This is a genomic window from Mycobacterium sp. NGS69 (assembly GCF_059812165.1).
In genome coordinates, this window is the sequence record NZ_JCALCD010000001.1 from 544424 (window position 1) to 557947 (window position 13524).

At 68.2% G+C, this 13524-nt stretch carries 18 protein-coding genes; 7 read left to right on the forward strand and 11 right to left on the reverse strand.

The window, feature by feature from the left end:
- Positions 1 to 169 precede the first annotated feature (169 nt).
- The 5 genes from AC5Y2S_RS02830 to AC5Y2S_RS02850 all read right to left on the reverse strand — a co-directional run bounded on the left by AC5Y2S_RS02830 (position 170) and on the right by AC5Y2S_RS02850 (position 3251).
- Positions 170 to 742, reverse strand: a complete 573-nt coding sequence (locus tag AC5Y2S_RS02830) for a restriction endonuclease (protein ID WP_499953652.1) — start codon at positions 740 to 742, stop codon at positions 170 to 172.
- Positions 743 to 803: 61 nt separating this feature from the next.
- Positions 804 to 2087, reverse strand: a complete 1284-nt coding sequence (locus AC5Y2S_RS02835; RefSeq protein WP_499953653.1) for a cytochrome P450 — start codon at positions 2085 to 2087, stop codon at positions 804 to 806.
- Positions 2088 to 2179: 92 nt separating this feature from the next.
- Entirely contained in the window at positions 2180 to 2476 is a 297-nt protein-coding gene (locus AC5Y2S_RS02840; RefSeq protein WP_499953655.1) for a DUF4193 domain-containing protein, read from the reverse strand.
- 126 nt (positions 2477 to 2602) lie between these two features.
- The gene (locus tag AC5Y2S_RS02845) at positions 2603 to 2875 is read right to left on the reverse strand and encodes a hypothetical protein (protein WP_499953656.1); all 273 of its coding nucleotides are present in this window, start codon (positions 2873 to 2875) and stop codon (positions 2603 to 2605) included.
- A gap of 64 nt (positions 2876 to 2939) precedes the next feature.
- Positions 2940 to 3251 carry a hypothetical protein gene (locus AC5Y2S_RS02850; RefSeq protein WP_499953657.1) on the reverse strand — a complete coding sequence of 104 codons (312 nt, stop codon included), beginning with the start codon at positions 3249 to 3251 and terminating at the stop codon, positions 2940 to 2942.
- Positions 3252 to 3394: 143 nt separating this feature from the next.
- Between AC5Y2S_RS02850 and AC5Y2S_RS02855 the strand changes: the two genes are divergently transcribed.
- Entirely contained in the window at positions 3395 to 4087 is a 693-nt protein-coding gene (locus tag AC5Y2S_RS02855; protein WP_499953659.1) for an HAD family hydrolase, read from the forward strand.
- Here AC5Y2S_RS02855 and AC5Y2S_RS02860 read toward each other — a convergent pair.
- Together AC5Y2S_RS02860 and AC5Y2S_RS02865 are read right to left on the reverse strand one after the other, a co-directional pair.
- Positions 4055 to 4561: a DUF6328 family protein gene (locus tag AC5Y2S_RS02860; RefSeq protein ID WP_499953660.1), complete on the reverse strand. Its 507-nt coding sequence runs from the start codon at positions 4559 to 4561 to the stop codon at positions 4055 to 4057. The two genes, AC5Y2S_RS02855 and AC5Y2S_RS02860, sit on opposite strands and share 33 nt — an antisense overlap.
- A 111-nt stretch (positions 4562 to 4672) precedes the next feature.
- Entirely contained in the window at positions 4673 to 5041 is a 369-nt protein-coding gene (locus AC5Y2S_RS02865; protein ID WP_499953661.1) for an STAS domain-containing protein, read from the reverse strand.
- Between the two features lie 154 nt (positions 5042 to 5195).
- On the opposite strand from AC5Y2S_RS02865, the gene AC5Y2S_RS02870 reads away from it, so the two are divergent.
- The 6 genes from AC5Y2S_RS02870 to AC5Y2S_RS02895 are packed head-to-tail and all read left to right on the forward strand — an operon-like array spanning position 5196 to position 10796.
- Positions 5196 to 6089, forward strand: a complete 894-nt coding sequence (locus AC5Y2S_RS02870; RefSeq protein WP_499905086.1) for an STAS domain-containing protein — start codon at positions 5196 to 5198, stop codon at positions 6087 to 6089.
- Between the two features lie 22 nt (positions 6090 to 6111).
- Positions 6112 to 6501 carry an STAS domain-containing protein gene (locus AC5Y2S_RS02875; RefSeq protein WP_066938003.1) on the forward strand — a complete coding sequence of 130 codons (390 nt, stop codon included), beginning with the start codon at positions 6112 to 6114 and terminating at the stop codon, positions 6499 to 6501.
- Positions 6491 to 6901 carry an anti-sigma regulatory factor gene (locus tag AC5Y2S_RS02880; RefSeq protein WP_499905706.1) on the forward strand — a complete coding sequence of 137 codons (411 nt, stop codon included), beginning with the start codon at positions 6491 to 6493 and terminating at the stop codon, positions 6899 to 6901. The genes AC5Y2S_RS02875 and AC5Y2S_RS02880 overlap by 11 nt, the downstream gene beginning before the upstream one ends.
- A gap of 46 nt (positions 6902 to 6947) precedes the next feature.
- Complete coding sequence (locus tag AC5Y2S_RS02885; RefSeq protein ID WP_499954343.1) at positions 6948 to 7520, forward strand: SpoIIE family protein phosphatase; 573 nt, start codon at positions 6948 to 6950, stop codon at positions 7518 to 7520.
- Positions 7517 to 9733: a SpoIIE family protein phosphatase gene (locus tag AC5Y2S_RS02890; protein ID WP_499953663.1), complete on the forward strand. Its 2217-nt coding sequence runs from the start codon at positions 7517 to 7519 to the stop codon at positions 9731 to 9733. Before AC5Y2S_RS02885 ends, AC5Y2S_RS02890 begins: the two co-directional genes overlap by 4 nt.
- 43 nt (positions 9734 to 9776) lie before the next feature.
- Entirely contained in the window at positions 9777 to 10796 is a 1020-nt protein-coding gene (locus AC5Y2S_RS02895; RefSeq protein ID WP_499953664.1) for an iron-containing redox enzyme family protein, read from the forward strand.
- On the opposite strand, the gene AC5Y2S_RS02900 is transcribed toward AC5Y2S_RS02895, so the two are convergent.
- From AC5Y2S_RS02900 to AC5Y2S_RS02915, 4 genes are all read right to left on the reverse strand, one after another.
- Positions 10793 to 10993: a CDGSH iron-sulfur domain-containing protein gene (locus AC5Y2S_RS02900; RefSeq protein WP_499953665.1), complete on the reverse strand. Its 201-nt coding sequence runs from the start codon at positions 10991 to 10993 to the stop codon at positions 10793 to 10795. The two genes, AC5Y2S_RS02895 and AC5Y2S_RS02900, sit on opposite strands and share 4 nt — an antisense overlap.
- On the reverse strand, positions 10990 to 11673 hold the full coding sequence (locus AC5Y2S_RS02905; RefSeq protein WP_499954345.1) for a HemK2/MTQ2 family protein methyltransferase: 684 nt from the start codon (positions 11671 to 11673) through the stop codon (positions 10990 to 10992). Before AC5Y2S_RS02905 ends, AC5Y2S_RS02900 begins: the two co-directional genes overlap by 4 nt.
- Before the next feature lie 109 nt (positions 11674 to 11782).
- Entirely contained in the window at positions 11783 to 12337 is a 555-nt protein-coding gene (locus AC5Y2S_RS02910) for a type 1 glutamine amidotransferase domain-containing protein (protein ID WP_499953667.1), read from the reverse strand.
- A 179-nt stretch (positions 12338 to 12516) separates the two neighbouring features.
- Positions 12517 to 13503 (reverse strand): LLM class F420-dependent oxidoreductase, encoded by a 987-nt coding sequence (locus tag AC5Y2S_RS02915; RefSeq protein ID WP_499953668.1) that lies wholly within the window; start codon positions 13501 to 13503, stop codon positions 12517 to 12519.
- Positions 13504 to 13524 lie beyond the last annotated feature (21 nt).

The window sequence follows — 13524 nt, forward strand, 5'->3', positions numbered from 1 at the left end:
CTCGACCCCCGGCGGAGGCCAACGTGCTCGCCGCCGCATACATGACACCGGTGCCGAATGGCGCTCACGCCAAGCGGTTTCGCGTCAAACCCGGGCTGCTGCGGCACAACCTGCCGGCCGACCTGGCGGCGGCCACCCTCTACGATCCCGACCAGCAGCACAAAGATTCTCACCGCCGACGATCGGCCCGCGCCCAGATCTGGACCTGCTCGCGCCCGACGAGGCGGCACCGGTGGGTGGTCGCCAGCTGGCGGGCCGCCTTGGTGAACCCCTGATTGGTCACCACGACCGTTTGGTTGCACCGGTGCTGCCGCGCGCCGGCCACCACCTGTTGGACCGCGGCCACCCCGACGGCCTTCGCCTGCCGCTTGCACTGGACCGCCATGCACGCGCCGTCCCGCTTCGCGATCAGGTCCACACCGTAATCACCAGTCGTGGCGGTGTGCGCGACGCTCCAGCCCACGGTCCGAAGCTGCGCCGCAACGAATTCCTCGAATTCGACGCCCGACATTTCATCGATGGCCGCCAGGTCCGACGCCGCGTACCGCAGGTCGCGCCTGAGCTGCCGCCCGACGCTGTAGCGGTCGCGCCGAACGCCGAGCCACAACAGGCCGACGACGGTCAGCGCGAGGCCGACCAGACCGGCCGAAAATCCCGCGTGGACGCTGCCGGTGGCCCGCTGGGTGAAATACCAAGGGGCAGCGAACCCCAGCAGGAGCAAGGACCCGGCGATTAGCTGCATGACTCCTCACGGTGGCGATGCGGACTCGTGTGATGAAAACGTAGCGGAGGGCTACGACAATTCAGCGGAGGCGAAACCGAACCCTGGTGCCGTGGCGCGGTGCGAGCATGATGGAGCGCCGCACGATCCGCTCCGGTTCCTCGTCGACGGCGCTGAACTCCCCTTCGCGCAGTAGCGTGTGCAGCACCGTGATCAGCTCGCGCATCGAGAACGCAGCGCCCAGACAACGTTTCACGCCGCCGCCGAACGGGACCCACGCGTAGGTCTCGGGTCGGGTGCCGAGGAATCTCTCCGGGCGGAACTCGTTGGGGAACTCGTAGGTGTGGGGGTTGCGGTTGATCGCGATGATGTGGACGACGATCCGCGTGCCCGCCTCGACGAGGTAGCCGCCGATCGGAAACGGCTGCGCCGCAACGCGGGCCGTGAACGGGGCCGGCGGCCGGACCCGCAGCGTCTCGTGGATCACCGCGGTCGTGAAGGCTTCCTCCCCGCTCAGGGCTTCGTCACGCACTCGCTCTAATGCATCGGGGTGGTGCAGAAGCAGGTCGAAGATCCAGGCCAGCGTCGTCGCGGTGGTCTCGTGACCCGCCAGCGTCAGGGTAATCAGGTCGTCGCGAATCTCGCTGTCCGACAGCTGTTCTCCATCGTCGCCGCGCGCGCACATCAGCAACGAGAGGATGCCGGGTTGCTCGCCCAGGCTCGGGTCTGCTCGCCGCCGCTCGATGAGCGGCATGACGACATCGTCGATCTCGCGGTCGGCCCGCGTCCGCTGCGGCCAGACTCGCAACGCCCCCAGGTGGCGCAGCGCGTATCGGGCCGTCAATTGCTCAGAGACGCCGAGGTTCAGCAAGCGCTCGAAGGGCCGGCCAAGCCGGTGCACCTCGTCGGGATCGTCGACGCCGAAGGTGACCCTGACGATCACGTCCAGCGTCAGCGCCCGCGCCGCCCTGAGCATTTCGAAGGGGCGCTCAACGGGCCAGCTGTGCATCGCCGCGCGGGCGGAGTTCTGCATGATCGGCACGTAACCGCTCAGCGCCGCGCCGTGCAGCGGGGGCGTCAAGAGTTTGCGCCGCCGCAGATGCTCGGGTTCCTCCTGCACGAACATCGACCCGGAGCCATAGATGGCCGCCGCCGGTCCCACGCCCTCGCCGCCGAGCAGCACGTCCGGCGGCGCGGTGAAGACTTGCTTGACCAGCTCGGGGTCGGACACGATCGCCACGTCGCCGAGGCTGAGGACCGGCATCGTCATGATCGGTCCGTATCGGCGGATCAACCGCAGCATCCGCCGTTCGCCGCCCACGAGATAGGCGATCGCATACGCCGCGGCGAACGCCGGTCGAAGCATGCGCGGAGCCGGCAGGCCGGGCGGACGGCTCAAGGGCACGCTGACGACAGAAACACGGCGGGCCTAGTTGGTCAAGGCCGCCCGCGCCGCCGTTACGCGCAGTCGGCGCAGACCGGAAGACCGGAGCTCGAGGCGCGCAACCGGCTGCGGTGCTGCACTAAAAAGCAGCTCGAACAAGTGAACTCGTCGGAGCGCTGGGGTATCACCGTCACCGACAGTTCTTCGCCGGAGAGATCCGCGCCGGGCAGCTCGAAGAGGACCACATCGTTGGGGTCCTCGTCGACAACCGCGGTGGGTGCTCCGGCGGTCGCGAGTTCGCGTAGGGCGGATGCATCCGGGGTCTCGACGTCGGATGCGCGGCGTGCGTCGTAATCGCTTGCGGTCGTCATAGGTGTTCCTTCCTGCTGAACGACGGGCGCACGCACTTGCCTGTACTCACCCGTGGCTCAGTCGATACCCCGCTCGGATGCTGATCACACCTAATCCGCCCAAAAAGATGTCCATTGCGGGCCGGCTCAGCAGGCGATCGGCGCCTTGGCGTGCGCGGCGGAGCCGTCGGCCCTCGGGCCGTGCAGAAACAATGCGACGTTGAAGGCCCGGCGCTGACTCCGTGACACCCAAGCCAGGCCGAACCACGGCGCCGCGACGGCGAGAAGCAGCGCGACGACCGCCGGCCCCACATGCCCGGTCAACAGGGCGATTACGCCGACCGCCAGGCCGACCGCCCAGATGCCGGCGGCCACCAGTCCCGGGATGCTGGGACGTGCTTGACGGGACGTGTCGAGCATGGGCCACTTTTACCCGGTCAGGCCGAAAATTAAACATTTCGGTTTCGTCTCGCCCGGGCAACGGTCAGCTGCTGGGCGGGGGCGCGGGCTGGTCGGAATTCCTTGCCTGCCAGCGCACTTCGGCGGCGCGCACTCTGCGGTGGGTCTGCGACAGCCAGGCGACGCGCGCGGCATCCGACACGGCGGCCAGCGGCACCACGACCGACCCGATCAGGACGTGCCCGGCCGCGAGCGCGCACAAGCCGATGGCCAGGGCGACCACCGCCAGGGCCGCCCACGCGAGGCCGGGCGCATTGGCGCCGTGCGTGAGCGATTCACCGGCGTGCCGCCGAGAAGTACGGTGGTGGTCAACCGGGTCAGTTTTCGGGGTGTCCAACTTCCCTCCTCATGAAAAAGCTTGGACGGCAGGGCGGTTCGTAAGGTAGACCGCACCGAAGGCTCGCCTGCGTCTACCCGCCGCCCCGAGCGGCCAAACGACGCCGGAGTGTCAGCGGGTCCCCGCGCGGGTATGCGGCGCGAATGCACAGAGCGCCCGCCGTCCTGTTCGACGTGGACGGAACCCTGGTGGACTCCAACTATCTGCACGTCTATGCCTGGCAGCGCGCGTTCGACGCCGAAGGCGTGCCCGTCGCGGCGTGGCAGATCCACCGCTGCATCGGCATGGACGGCGACACGTTGGTGCGCACGTTGTCCAACGACGCGCCCGAGCACGTGCAGGACCGGCTCAGCGACGGGCACAGCCGCCACTATCGAGAGGTCACCCCGCTGCTGGCACCGTTGCCCGGGGCGCGCGAGCTGCTGCGCCGCGTCGCCGGCCTCGGGCTGCAAGTGGTGCTGGCCACCTCGGCGCCCGACGACGAACTCGAGGTCCTGCTCAAGACGCTCGACTGCGATGACGTCATCGCCTTGAAGACGTCGTCACGCGACGTCGACACCGCCAAGCCGGACCCCGGCATCGTGCAGGTGGCGCTGGACCGGGCCGGCGTGGACCCCGAGCACGCCGTGTTCGTCGGCGACGCCGTGTGGGACGCCCACGCCGCCGCGGCCGCGGGACTGCCGTGCATCGGACTGCTGAGCGGCGGCATCTCGCGCGCCGAATTGGAGTCGGCCGGCGCGTCACCGATTTTCACCGATCCCCAGGATCTCCTCGACCATCTCGAATCCACTCGAATCGGCGCACTACATACCGCGAGTGCGCAGCAACAGCGGTAAGACCCACCAAAAGAACGCAAACAACGCCAACGCACAAACTCCCGCAATGAGACTGGCGCTACGTCCGGCGACCGAGTCGAAAACGATGATCGTCACCCCGGTCAGGGCCGTGCCGAGCAGGGCCAGGCCGGCGTACGCGCATCGGTGCGCCGCCGACACCAGGACCTGGAGGCGATGCCGCCGGAACAGCAGCCGGTGAATGCCGACCGGGGCGACGAGTAGCACCGTCGCGCCCACCGAACAACCGACCGTCGCCAAGTACGCGACCCGCATCGGTTCGTCGAGGACGTCGAAGCGTTGCTGGAACGGCAGCGTCAGCAGGAAACCGGTCAGCAGCTGCACGCCGGTCTGCACCACGCGCAGCTCCTGCAGCAGGCTGTTCCAATTGCGGTCCAGCCGCTCGATTTCGGTCTCGCCGCGCTCACTGCGATCCCACTGCTGGTCATCTTCGGGATGATCGACGTCGTCACCCATAGCACCGATCATTCCACCGGACGCGTTATTTAAGTCCCGGCTACCTACCCGAAGGGCGCGCACTTCTGGCAAAACTTCGCGCTGATGGGATCGATCCCCTCGGCGGGCGCGTCAGCGGTTGACGTTGCCGTCCCGGACGGCGGTCAACGCGTCGTCCAGCGTCGGGTACAGCGGGAAGGTCTTGTCCAGGCCGGTGAGGTGGATCGGTCTCCTGGTCGCCGGCCCGCGCGCGACGACGCCGAACTCGGTGGATTTGCCGAGTTTTTCGTACGTCGCGGCCAGGATCTTCAGCCCGACCGAGCCCAGGAATTCCACCGCGGAAAGGTCTATGACCAGTGCCGTCGGACCGTCCGCGATGACGGCGCTGATGGCCTGCTCGAGCGCCGGAGCGGTGACCAGATCGATTTCGCCGCTGACGCTGACCACGGACACACCATCGTGGTCGGTAACCAGCGTGGTAATCGAATCAGGAGCTGACAATGGCCATCCTTTGTCCGGGCCTTGAGTGTGGTGCAAGCCTAGCCTGCCATGCGAACCGCGAGAAGAATATGCCCTCGACACCTGCGACGCGATTGCCCAGGCTAGTCTCCCCATAGACATACTGCGGGGCGCGACGCGGCACACGGGAGGCCAGATGTCAGATTCGCCGTTGGATCTCGGAACCACCAGCACCGCCGCGCAGACGGTCAGCGAGGGCCTGTTGCCCCAGCTGGTCCAGCACCTGCGGCAGAACCGCACCGTTTTGCGCGAGGAATGGGCCCGCAGGATCACCGAGGCCGAACTTCTCACCGCGATGACGCCCGAGGAACTCTTCTCCGAGGCGACCGCCGTCTACGACAACTACGTCGAGGTGCTCGAGACCGGTAGCGTCGAGGCGCTGCAGGCGTACGCCCGCGACCTGTCGGAGCGCATCATTCCCCGAGGCGTGGAAACAGACGAGGTGCTCGGCATCGTGCTGCTGCTGCGTGACGTGCTGGCCCGCTCCCTGTTCGAGAAGTACCAGGCCGAGTTCGAGATGCTGAACCGGGTGCTGGACGCCTACGAGCCGGCGGCCAACCGCATCGCCAACACCGTGGGCGTGTCCTTCGTCCAGGAACGCGAACGCATCATCCGCCAGCAGCAGGAGGCCATCCGCGAGCTCTCCACGCCGGTGCTGCAAGTGCGCGAGCAGCTGCTGATCCTGCCCATCATCGGTGTGCTCGACAGCCAGCGGGCCCGCCAGGTCACCGAACAGCTGCTGCGCGCGATCCGCGCGAACCGCGCGAAGGTGGTCGTCATCGACATCACCGGTGTGCCGACCATCGACTCCACCGTGGCCAACCACCTGGTGCAGACGGTCGACGCCTCAGGCCTGATGGGCGCCAGCGTCATCATCACCGGCCTGTCCTCCGAAATCGCGCTGACCCTGGTCACCATCGGGCTTGACCTGTCGAAGATGAACGCCGTCGGCGACCTGCAGGGCGGCATCGAAGAGGCCGAACGCCTGCTCGGTTACGAAGTCACACGCACCGGCGAACAGACCGGATAACCACCATTAGCACGAGCACCGCATGCCAGTACCGATTCTGAAACAGGGCGCGATTCTGATCGCTTCGGTGCAGTCGGCGCTCACCGACTCCGACGCCGAACGTCTCCGCTTCGATCTGATGGAACGGGTCAGCAGGTTCCGCGCCCAGGGAATCATCGTCGATGTCACCGCCATCGACGTGATGGACTCGTTCGCCGCCCGCTCGCTGCGGACCATCGCCCACATGACCCGGCTGCGCGGCGCGGACACCGTGATCGTGGGTCTGCAACCGGAGGTGGCCTTCGCGATGGTGCAACTGGGCCTGGCGTTCGACGATATGAACACCGCACTGGATCTCGAAGAGGGCCTCGCACTGCTGAATCGCCAAGGCGGAGTGGGGAAGTCGACGATCGGGCGCGATGGTGGCGGGTGACATCGTCGTCGACATTCACAGCTCCGACGACATCGTCGCCGCCCGCAAGGCCGGACATCAGCTCGCACTCGATCTCGGATTCTCGCTGACCGACGTCACCATGATCGCCACGGCGATCTCCGAAATCGCCCGAAACATCACCAGCTACGCGGGGCGCGGCGCCGTCCGGATCACGGTGGCCGACCGGGAGGGGCGCCGGGCCCTGGTGGTGCGCGCCGAGGACGACGGACCCGGCATCGCCGACATCGAGCGCGCGATGGAGGACGGGTACTCAACCGGACGCGGGCTGGGGATGGGCCTGCCCGGCGCCCGCCGCCTGATGGACCGGCTGGTCGTGGACTCGAAACTCGGTCGCGGGACGGTCATCGAGATGTGGAAGTGGGTTCCCGCCCGTGCATGAGAACGGCCGGCTGGGTCCGATCGAGTGGGCAAGGGCGGGGCGCCCTCTGCCCGGCGAGTACACGTCCGGCGACCAGGGCATCGCGATCGGCATCGACGATGCCGCCGCGCTGTTCGGCGTGGTGGACGGCCTCGGGCACGGCCCGGATGCCGCGGCCGCCGCGCTGCGCGCCGTCGACACGGTCAAGCGCTCCAGTGCCGAGCGGCTGGAAGTCTTGGTCCAGCTCTGCCATCGCATGTTGGACGGCACGAGGGGAGTCGCGATGACGCTGGCGCGGGTGGACTTTGCGGCCGGGACGCTGTCGTGGACGGGCGTCGGCAACGTCACCGCCGAGCTGGTGGCCAAGGCGCCGACCGGGCTACAAGTCCGATCCAGCGCGCGCCTCACCGGGGGCATCGTCGGCTACCGGATGCCGGAAATCAGGCCCGCCCAGGTGGTTCCGATCCGCCCCGGTGACCTGCTCGTGATGAGCACCGACGGCATCGCCGAGGATTACCTGGACCACATCGACTTCGCGGCCACCGCGGTGGTCATCGCCGAAGGACTCCTGGGCAAGCACGCCAAGGAGACCGATGACGCCATGGTGCTGGCCGCTCGTCACCGGGGAGCCTCGAAATGAGCGGCAACCACGACTTTCACGCCGAGTACACCGTCGCGCTGCACGGCTACCTGGACGCGCGCGATGAGGACACCCTGGCCGTCGGCCACGAGCTCGGACGGCGCGCGCTGCAGGAAGACATCAGCGTGCTCGAAATCATCGAGCACCACTTCCGATTGGTCCAGGCGCTCGCCGAGCATTCGTCGGTCCACCGGCCCACCGCGCTCGAATTCCTGCTGCAGACGCTAGCCCCCCTGGACGTCGCGACTCGCGGATTCCTCGATGGCACACGGCGTTTCGCGCAGGAGCGGGCGCGCGCCGAGGGGCTGGCCGATCGCGACAGGTTCCGCACCGCACTGGTGAATTCGCTGCAGGAGGGCTTCTTCGTCGCCGATCACGAGGGCGCGGTGATCGAGATGAACAGCGCCTTGATCGAGATCCTCGGCTATCCCGCCGACGGGCTGCCATATCGGTGGCCGCACCCCTGGCTGGTCGACAAGAAGACCGCGCGCGAGCAGCAAGCACTCGTCCGCTCCAACGGCAGCGCCCAGTACGAAACTCCGATCCGGCATCGCGACGGACACCTCGCGTGGGTGATGGTCAGCATCAGCGCGGTCAGCGAGGTCGGCAACGACCGGGACGTCTACGTGGGCACCATCCGCGACATCACCGCGGAGCGGGCCTTTGCGGCCCGGGAGAGTGCGGTACTGCGGCTCGCGACGGCGGTAGCGGTGGCCAAGAGCGTCGACGAGCTGCTGGCCATCACCCTGGACGAATGCCGGGCGGCGATCGATGTCCAGCGGGTGATCGCCGTCTCGTGGCCGGGGGCCGGGGGCGAACCGACCGTCCAGGTTGCCGGCGATCCTCCCGAATCCTCCTGGCGCGAACTGGATCCCTGGCTGCGTAATACCTTCCAGGATGCCCGCCATCAGCTGCCGCTGACGGCCAAGACGGTCGATCGGCCCGAAAATCCTGGCAAGGCAGAGGGATTGGTGGCGGTGCTGTCCAACACCGGAGACCTCGCGCTGTGGCTGGAGCTGCGCACGCCCCGGTGGGTCAGCGCCGAGGACAGGCTGCTGGTCACGGTGCTCATCGGCCACCTGAGCCTGGCGATGCAGCACGTGCGCCAGTTCGAGAGCGCCCGCGAAACCTCGCTGACCCTGCAGCGCGCCATGCTACCCACCGTCCAGCCGCCCGCCGGCTTCGCCGTCTGCTACGAGCCCGCCGTGCCGCCCTTGGAAATCGGCGGCGACTGGTATGACGTGCTGCCGATCGGCGGCAACCGCATCGGCATCGTCGTCGGCGACTGCGTCGGGCGCGGCTTGCCGGCGGCCGCGGTGATGGGCCAGCTGCGCAGCTCGGCGCGCGCGCTGTTGATCAACGGCGCCCAACCGGCGCTGGTGCTCGAACAACTCGACCTCGCGGCGTCGCTCATCCCGAATGCCTACTGCACCACGGTCTTTCTCGCGATCCTGGATACCGAAACCGGCGTGCTGGAATACAGCAATGCCGGCCACATGCCCGCGATGGTCGCCGGTCCGCGGCCCGCGACCACGACCGTGGTGACCGACGCCGCCTCGGTACCGCTCGCGGTGCGCCGGGAGGAGCCGCGGCCGCAAGCCTCGCGGGTGCTGCCGGCGGGCTCGACGCTGATGCTGTACACGGACGGCCTGGTCGAGCGGAAACACGAGTCGATCGACATCGGAATCGCCCGCGCCGCAGACATTTTGCTCGATACGACGAACCTGCCCCTGGAGGCCGTCGCGCAGACGGTAGTCCGCGCGCTGGCGCCCCCGTCGGGCTATGACGACGACGTCGCGATGGTGATATACCGGCACCGGCCGACGCGGTTCCGACTCGAAAACGAGGCAGTCGCCGGGCAATTGGTCGACGTCCGGCATCGGCTGGCCACCTGGCTGCGCGCCGCCGAGATCCCGGAGGCGCTGGCCGCCGACATCGTGCTGGTCGTCAACGAAGCGTGCACCAACTGCGTCGAGCACGCCTACCGCGGACACCAGGTCGGCACGATGTTGCTCGAGGCGGAAGTGACCGATGGCCACGTCGGGACGCGGATCACCGACGCGGGTTCGTGGAAGACGCCGGCCGCCGAGCCGGGCAACAGCGGTCGCGGCCTGGTGTTGATGCGGGCCCTCAGCGACACGATGGAAGTGCACAGCAGCCCGGAGGGCACGACCGTCGGCACCACGTTCCGAATTCCCGAGCGCACCAGCTGACGGGCCGCCGTTTGCCCGGCCCGATTCTCGGGTAGTCATCGGCGTGACTCGCGCATCAATCACGGTCGAGCCCGCCCTGCCCGCGGCGCATGGACCGCTGTCGACGGCAGTCCGCCGCGCGCTGTCAGGGCCACCCGCACACGACAGCCTGATGCGCATCGGCGCGTCCGTGCGGGACTCCGACCCGTTCGGCCTCGACCTGCAGCTAGCGCTGTGCATGTGCTACGAGCTGCACTACCGGGGTTTCGCGGGCGTCGATCCCGCCTGGGAGTGGAACCCCGCGCTGCTGCGGTTGCGCGCCGAGCTGGAACGCGGGTTCCTGGCAGGAGTGCGACGCGACGTCGGCCCCATCGACCCCGGGCAGACCGCGCAAGCCGAAATGGAGGCGATTTCCGTCGAGCCCGCCGATGGTGACGGGCCGTCGTATTTCCTGCGCGACAAGGGAAGCTGGCAGCAGATGCGCCAATATTTCGTGCACCGGTCGCTGTATCACCTCAAAGAGGGCGACCCGCACGCGTGGGCGATCCCGCGGCTGATGGGCACCGCCAAAGCCGCATTCGTGGCCGTCGAGTTCGACGAGTACGGCGCCGGCCAGGGCCCGCGCCTGCACCAGCAGCTCTTCGCGGACCTGTTGACGGCGGCCGGGCTGGACGCGACCTATCTCGGCTACCTCGACGCCGTCCCCGCCGAGGCGCTGGCCGTCGTGAATCTCATGTCGCTGTTCGGGCTGCACCGTCGCTTGCGGGGCGCCGCGATCGGGCATTTCGCCTCGACGGAGATCACCTCACCGCCCGGGTCGCGGCGAATGGTGCAAGCCTTGGAGAGGATGGTCGCGCCGCCGGCCTGCATCGGCTTCTACAGCGAGCACGTCGAAGCCGACGCCGTCCACGAACAGGTGGTGCGCATCGACGTCGTGGGCGACCTCGTGGACCGGGAACCGCACCTCGACCCGGACGTCGTCTTCGGGATCCGCGCGCACGCCGCGGTGGAAAACCGCTTGGCGGACAAGCTCATCGAGGCGTGGAAGCAGGGCCGCACGTCGCTGCGCAGGCCCGTGGACTAGGCCTGCTTCTGCTTCTTGACGCCCCGGCATCGGCGATGGCTGGTGTCGCACAACGGATAGTCGTCGCTGCGCCGGCAGGTGCAGATCGCCACCATGAAGCGGTCCGACTCGACGACGTCGCCGCCGGGGGTTTCCACCCGCACCGGCCCGGAAACCAGTACAGGCCCGCCGGCCACCACCTGCACCCGCGTGGTCATGGCTTGTCCGCCCGGATCACCACGAGTTCCTCTTCGCGGCGCCCAAACGGGATGCGCCCGGTGTCCTCCAGCCAGTTGGCCCGCGCCGACATGACGGGACCGAACGGAATCCATTTGGACGCTATGACTTCGGCCCTCAGGCCGGCCCATTTCAAGCGGTCCAGGGATTGCTGGACGCCGGCGATCGCCGAGTGCACGAGCAGCAGGGAACCGCCGTCGCACAGCAACTTTGGCGCCGATTCGCACAGCGGGTCCAGCACCAGCCGCCCGTCGGGACCCGCGTCCCAGGCCCACGAGGGTTCGGTGCTCACGCGGGCCGGCTCGCGGTCGGGCGGGGCCGGGACATAAGGCGGATTGGCCACCACCACGTCGAACGGCGCCCAGTCGACGGCCTCGGTCCAAGTCCCCTTGCGGACGTCCACCTCCACGCCGGCCAGAGCGGCGTTGCCGCGCGAACAACGCACCGCGTGGGGGCAGGTGTCGCAGGCGGTCACGCTGGCACAGCCCATCTCGGCCGCGGCGATCGCGACGAATCCACTGCCCGTGCAAAGGTCGAGAACCCGCCGTCCCGGAATGAGCGCCGTGTGGTGCATCGCGTCGACCAGCAACCGGGAATCCTCCTGGGGCTGATACACGTTATGCGCGACCGAGATCGCCGGTTCTGGATAGATCGTTGTCAACGTGGGCCTTTCGGTCATCCTGGCAGAGATCGCCGCGGCGAGCACGGCCTGACCTGTGTAATGCCCGCAACCTTGCGGGTTAAACGGTGCGGTCGCGGATCAGCGGCGGCTATCCGCCAGCGCCGTGGGCGAATTGCTTGACGATGGTGTCGCAGAACGCCGGCAGGTCCGACGGCGAGCGGCTGGTGATCAGGTTGCCGTCGACCACCACCTCTTCGTCCACCACGTGCGCGCCCGCGTTGCGCAAGTCGGTGCGGATGCTGGGATACGAGGTCAGCGTGCGCCCCACGGCCACGCCGGCCTCCACCAGCGTCCACGGCCCGTGACAGATCGCGGCGACCGGCTTGCCGGAGACGACGAAGTCGCGGACGAACTTGACCGCGGCGTCGTCGAGACGCAGTTTGTCCGGGTTCACCGTGCCGCCGGGGAGTACCAAGCCGACGAAATCGCCGACCGACGCCTCCGACACCGCGCGGTCGACGGCGAAAGTGCCTGCGGGCTCGAGATCGTGGTTGCGGGCCTGGATTTCGCCCGGCTTCAGCGACAGCACCTCGACCTGGGCGCCGGCCTGCTCCAGGGCGGCGCGAGGCTGTTCTAGCTCAACCTTCTCGACGCCGTCGGCCGCCAGGATGGCAATCTTTGTCCCTTGCAACTCATTTGACATCGCGCTACCTCCTTTACCGTCGACTTCCTTCCTGCCGAGCGCGCGCAGGCACAAAACGGCTGCTGCACAGCGTGTTTGCGGGCCCCCGTCCGCCCGTGTTGGTCCGATCAACTCCCGGTGGTTGCCCGAGGCCCACGTTGGCACTCGGATACCCCGCCAGGAACGGCCCAAACTTGTCGTCAACCGGACGCGTCGCGCAGCGCGTCGAGCAAAGGCTGGGCGGCTTCCTTGAGGAAGAGCTCCTGCGTCTCGCCGCCGATCTGGACGAGCGCGATGTCGGTGAACCCCGCTTCCCAGTAGGGCCGGACGGCCTCGACGATCGCGTCCAGGTCGGGCCCACACGGGATGGCGTCGGCGACATCTTCGGGTCGCACGAATTGGGTCGCGCCGGCGAAGCCGGCCGGGGTGGGCAGGTCGGCGTTGACCTTCCAGCCGCCGCCGAACCAGCGGAACTGGTCGTGCGCGCGCCGGATGGCGGCGTCGCGGTCCGGGTCCCAGGCCACCGGGATTTGGCCGACCACCCGCCCGCCCCCGGCGAGGTTGGCGGCCTGGCGGGCGGCGTGCCACTCGCGGACGAGTTCCCCGTCGGGTTCCACGGCGATCAGGTGTTCGGCCAGCTTGGCGAACTTGTCGACGCCCTTCGCGCCGGACATCGCCACCCCGATGGCGACCGGAACCTCGGGCAGGTCCCACAGCCGCGCCGAGTCCACCTGGAAGTGCTCGCCGCTGAAGTTCACCAGTTGGCCGCCGAAAAGCTCGCGAATGATCTTGATGGCTTCGCGCAGCATGTCCTGCCGGCGCTCGACGGTCGGCCAGCCCCTTCCGACGACGTGTTCGTTGAGGTTCTCGCCGCTGCCCAGGCCGAGGGTGAACCGGCCGTCGGACAGGATCTGCACGGTGGCGGCCTGCTGCGCGACGATCGCGGGGTGATACCGCATCGTCGGGCAGGTCACGTAGGTGTAGAGGTCCACCCGTTCCGTGCCGTGCGCCACCGCACCCAGCACCGCCCAGGCGTTCGGCGCGTGTCCCTGCGAGGTCAGCCAGGGCGAGAAATGGTCACTGCACACCTCGAAGTCGAACCCACGATCTTCGGCCGAAATTGCATGCCGCACAAGGTCTTTGGGTCCACTCTGCTCGGTCATCAAAGTGTAGCCAAAATTCGTCATAGCGAAGGGGGTACCCGGTCC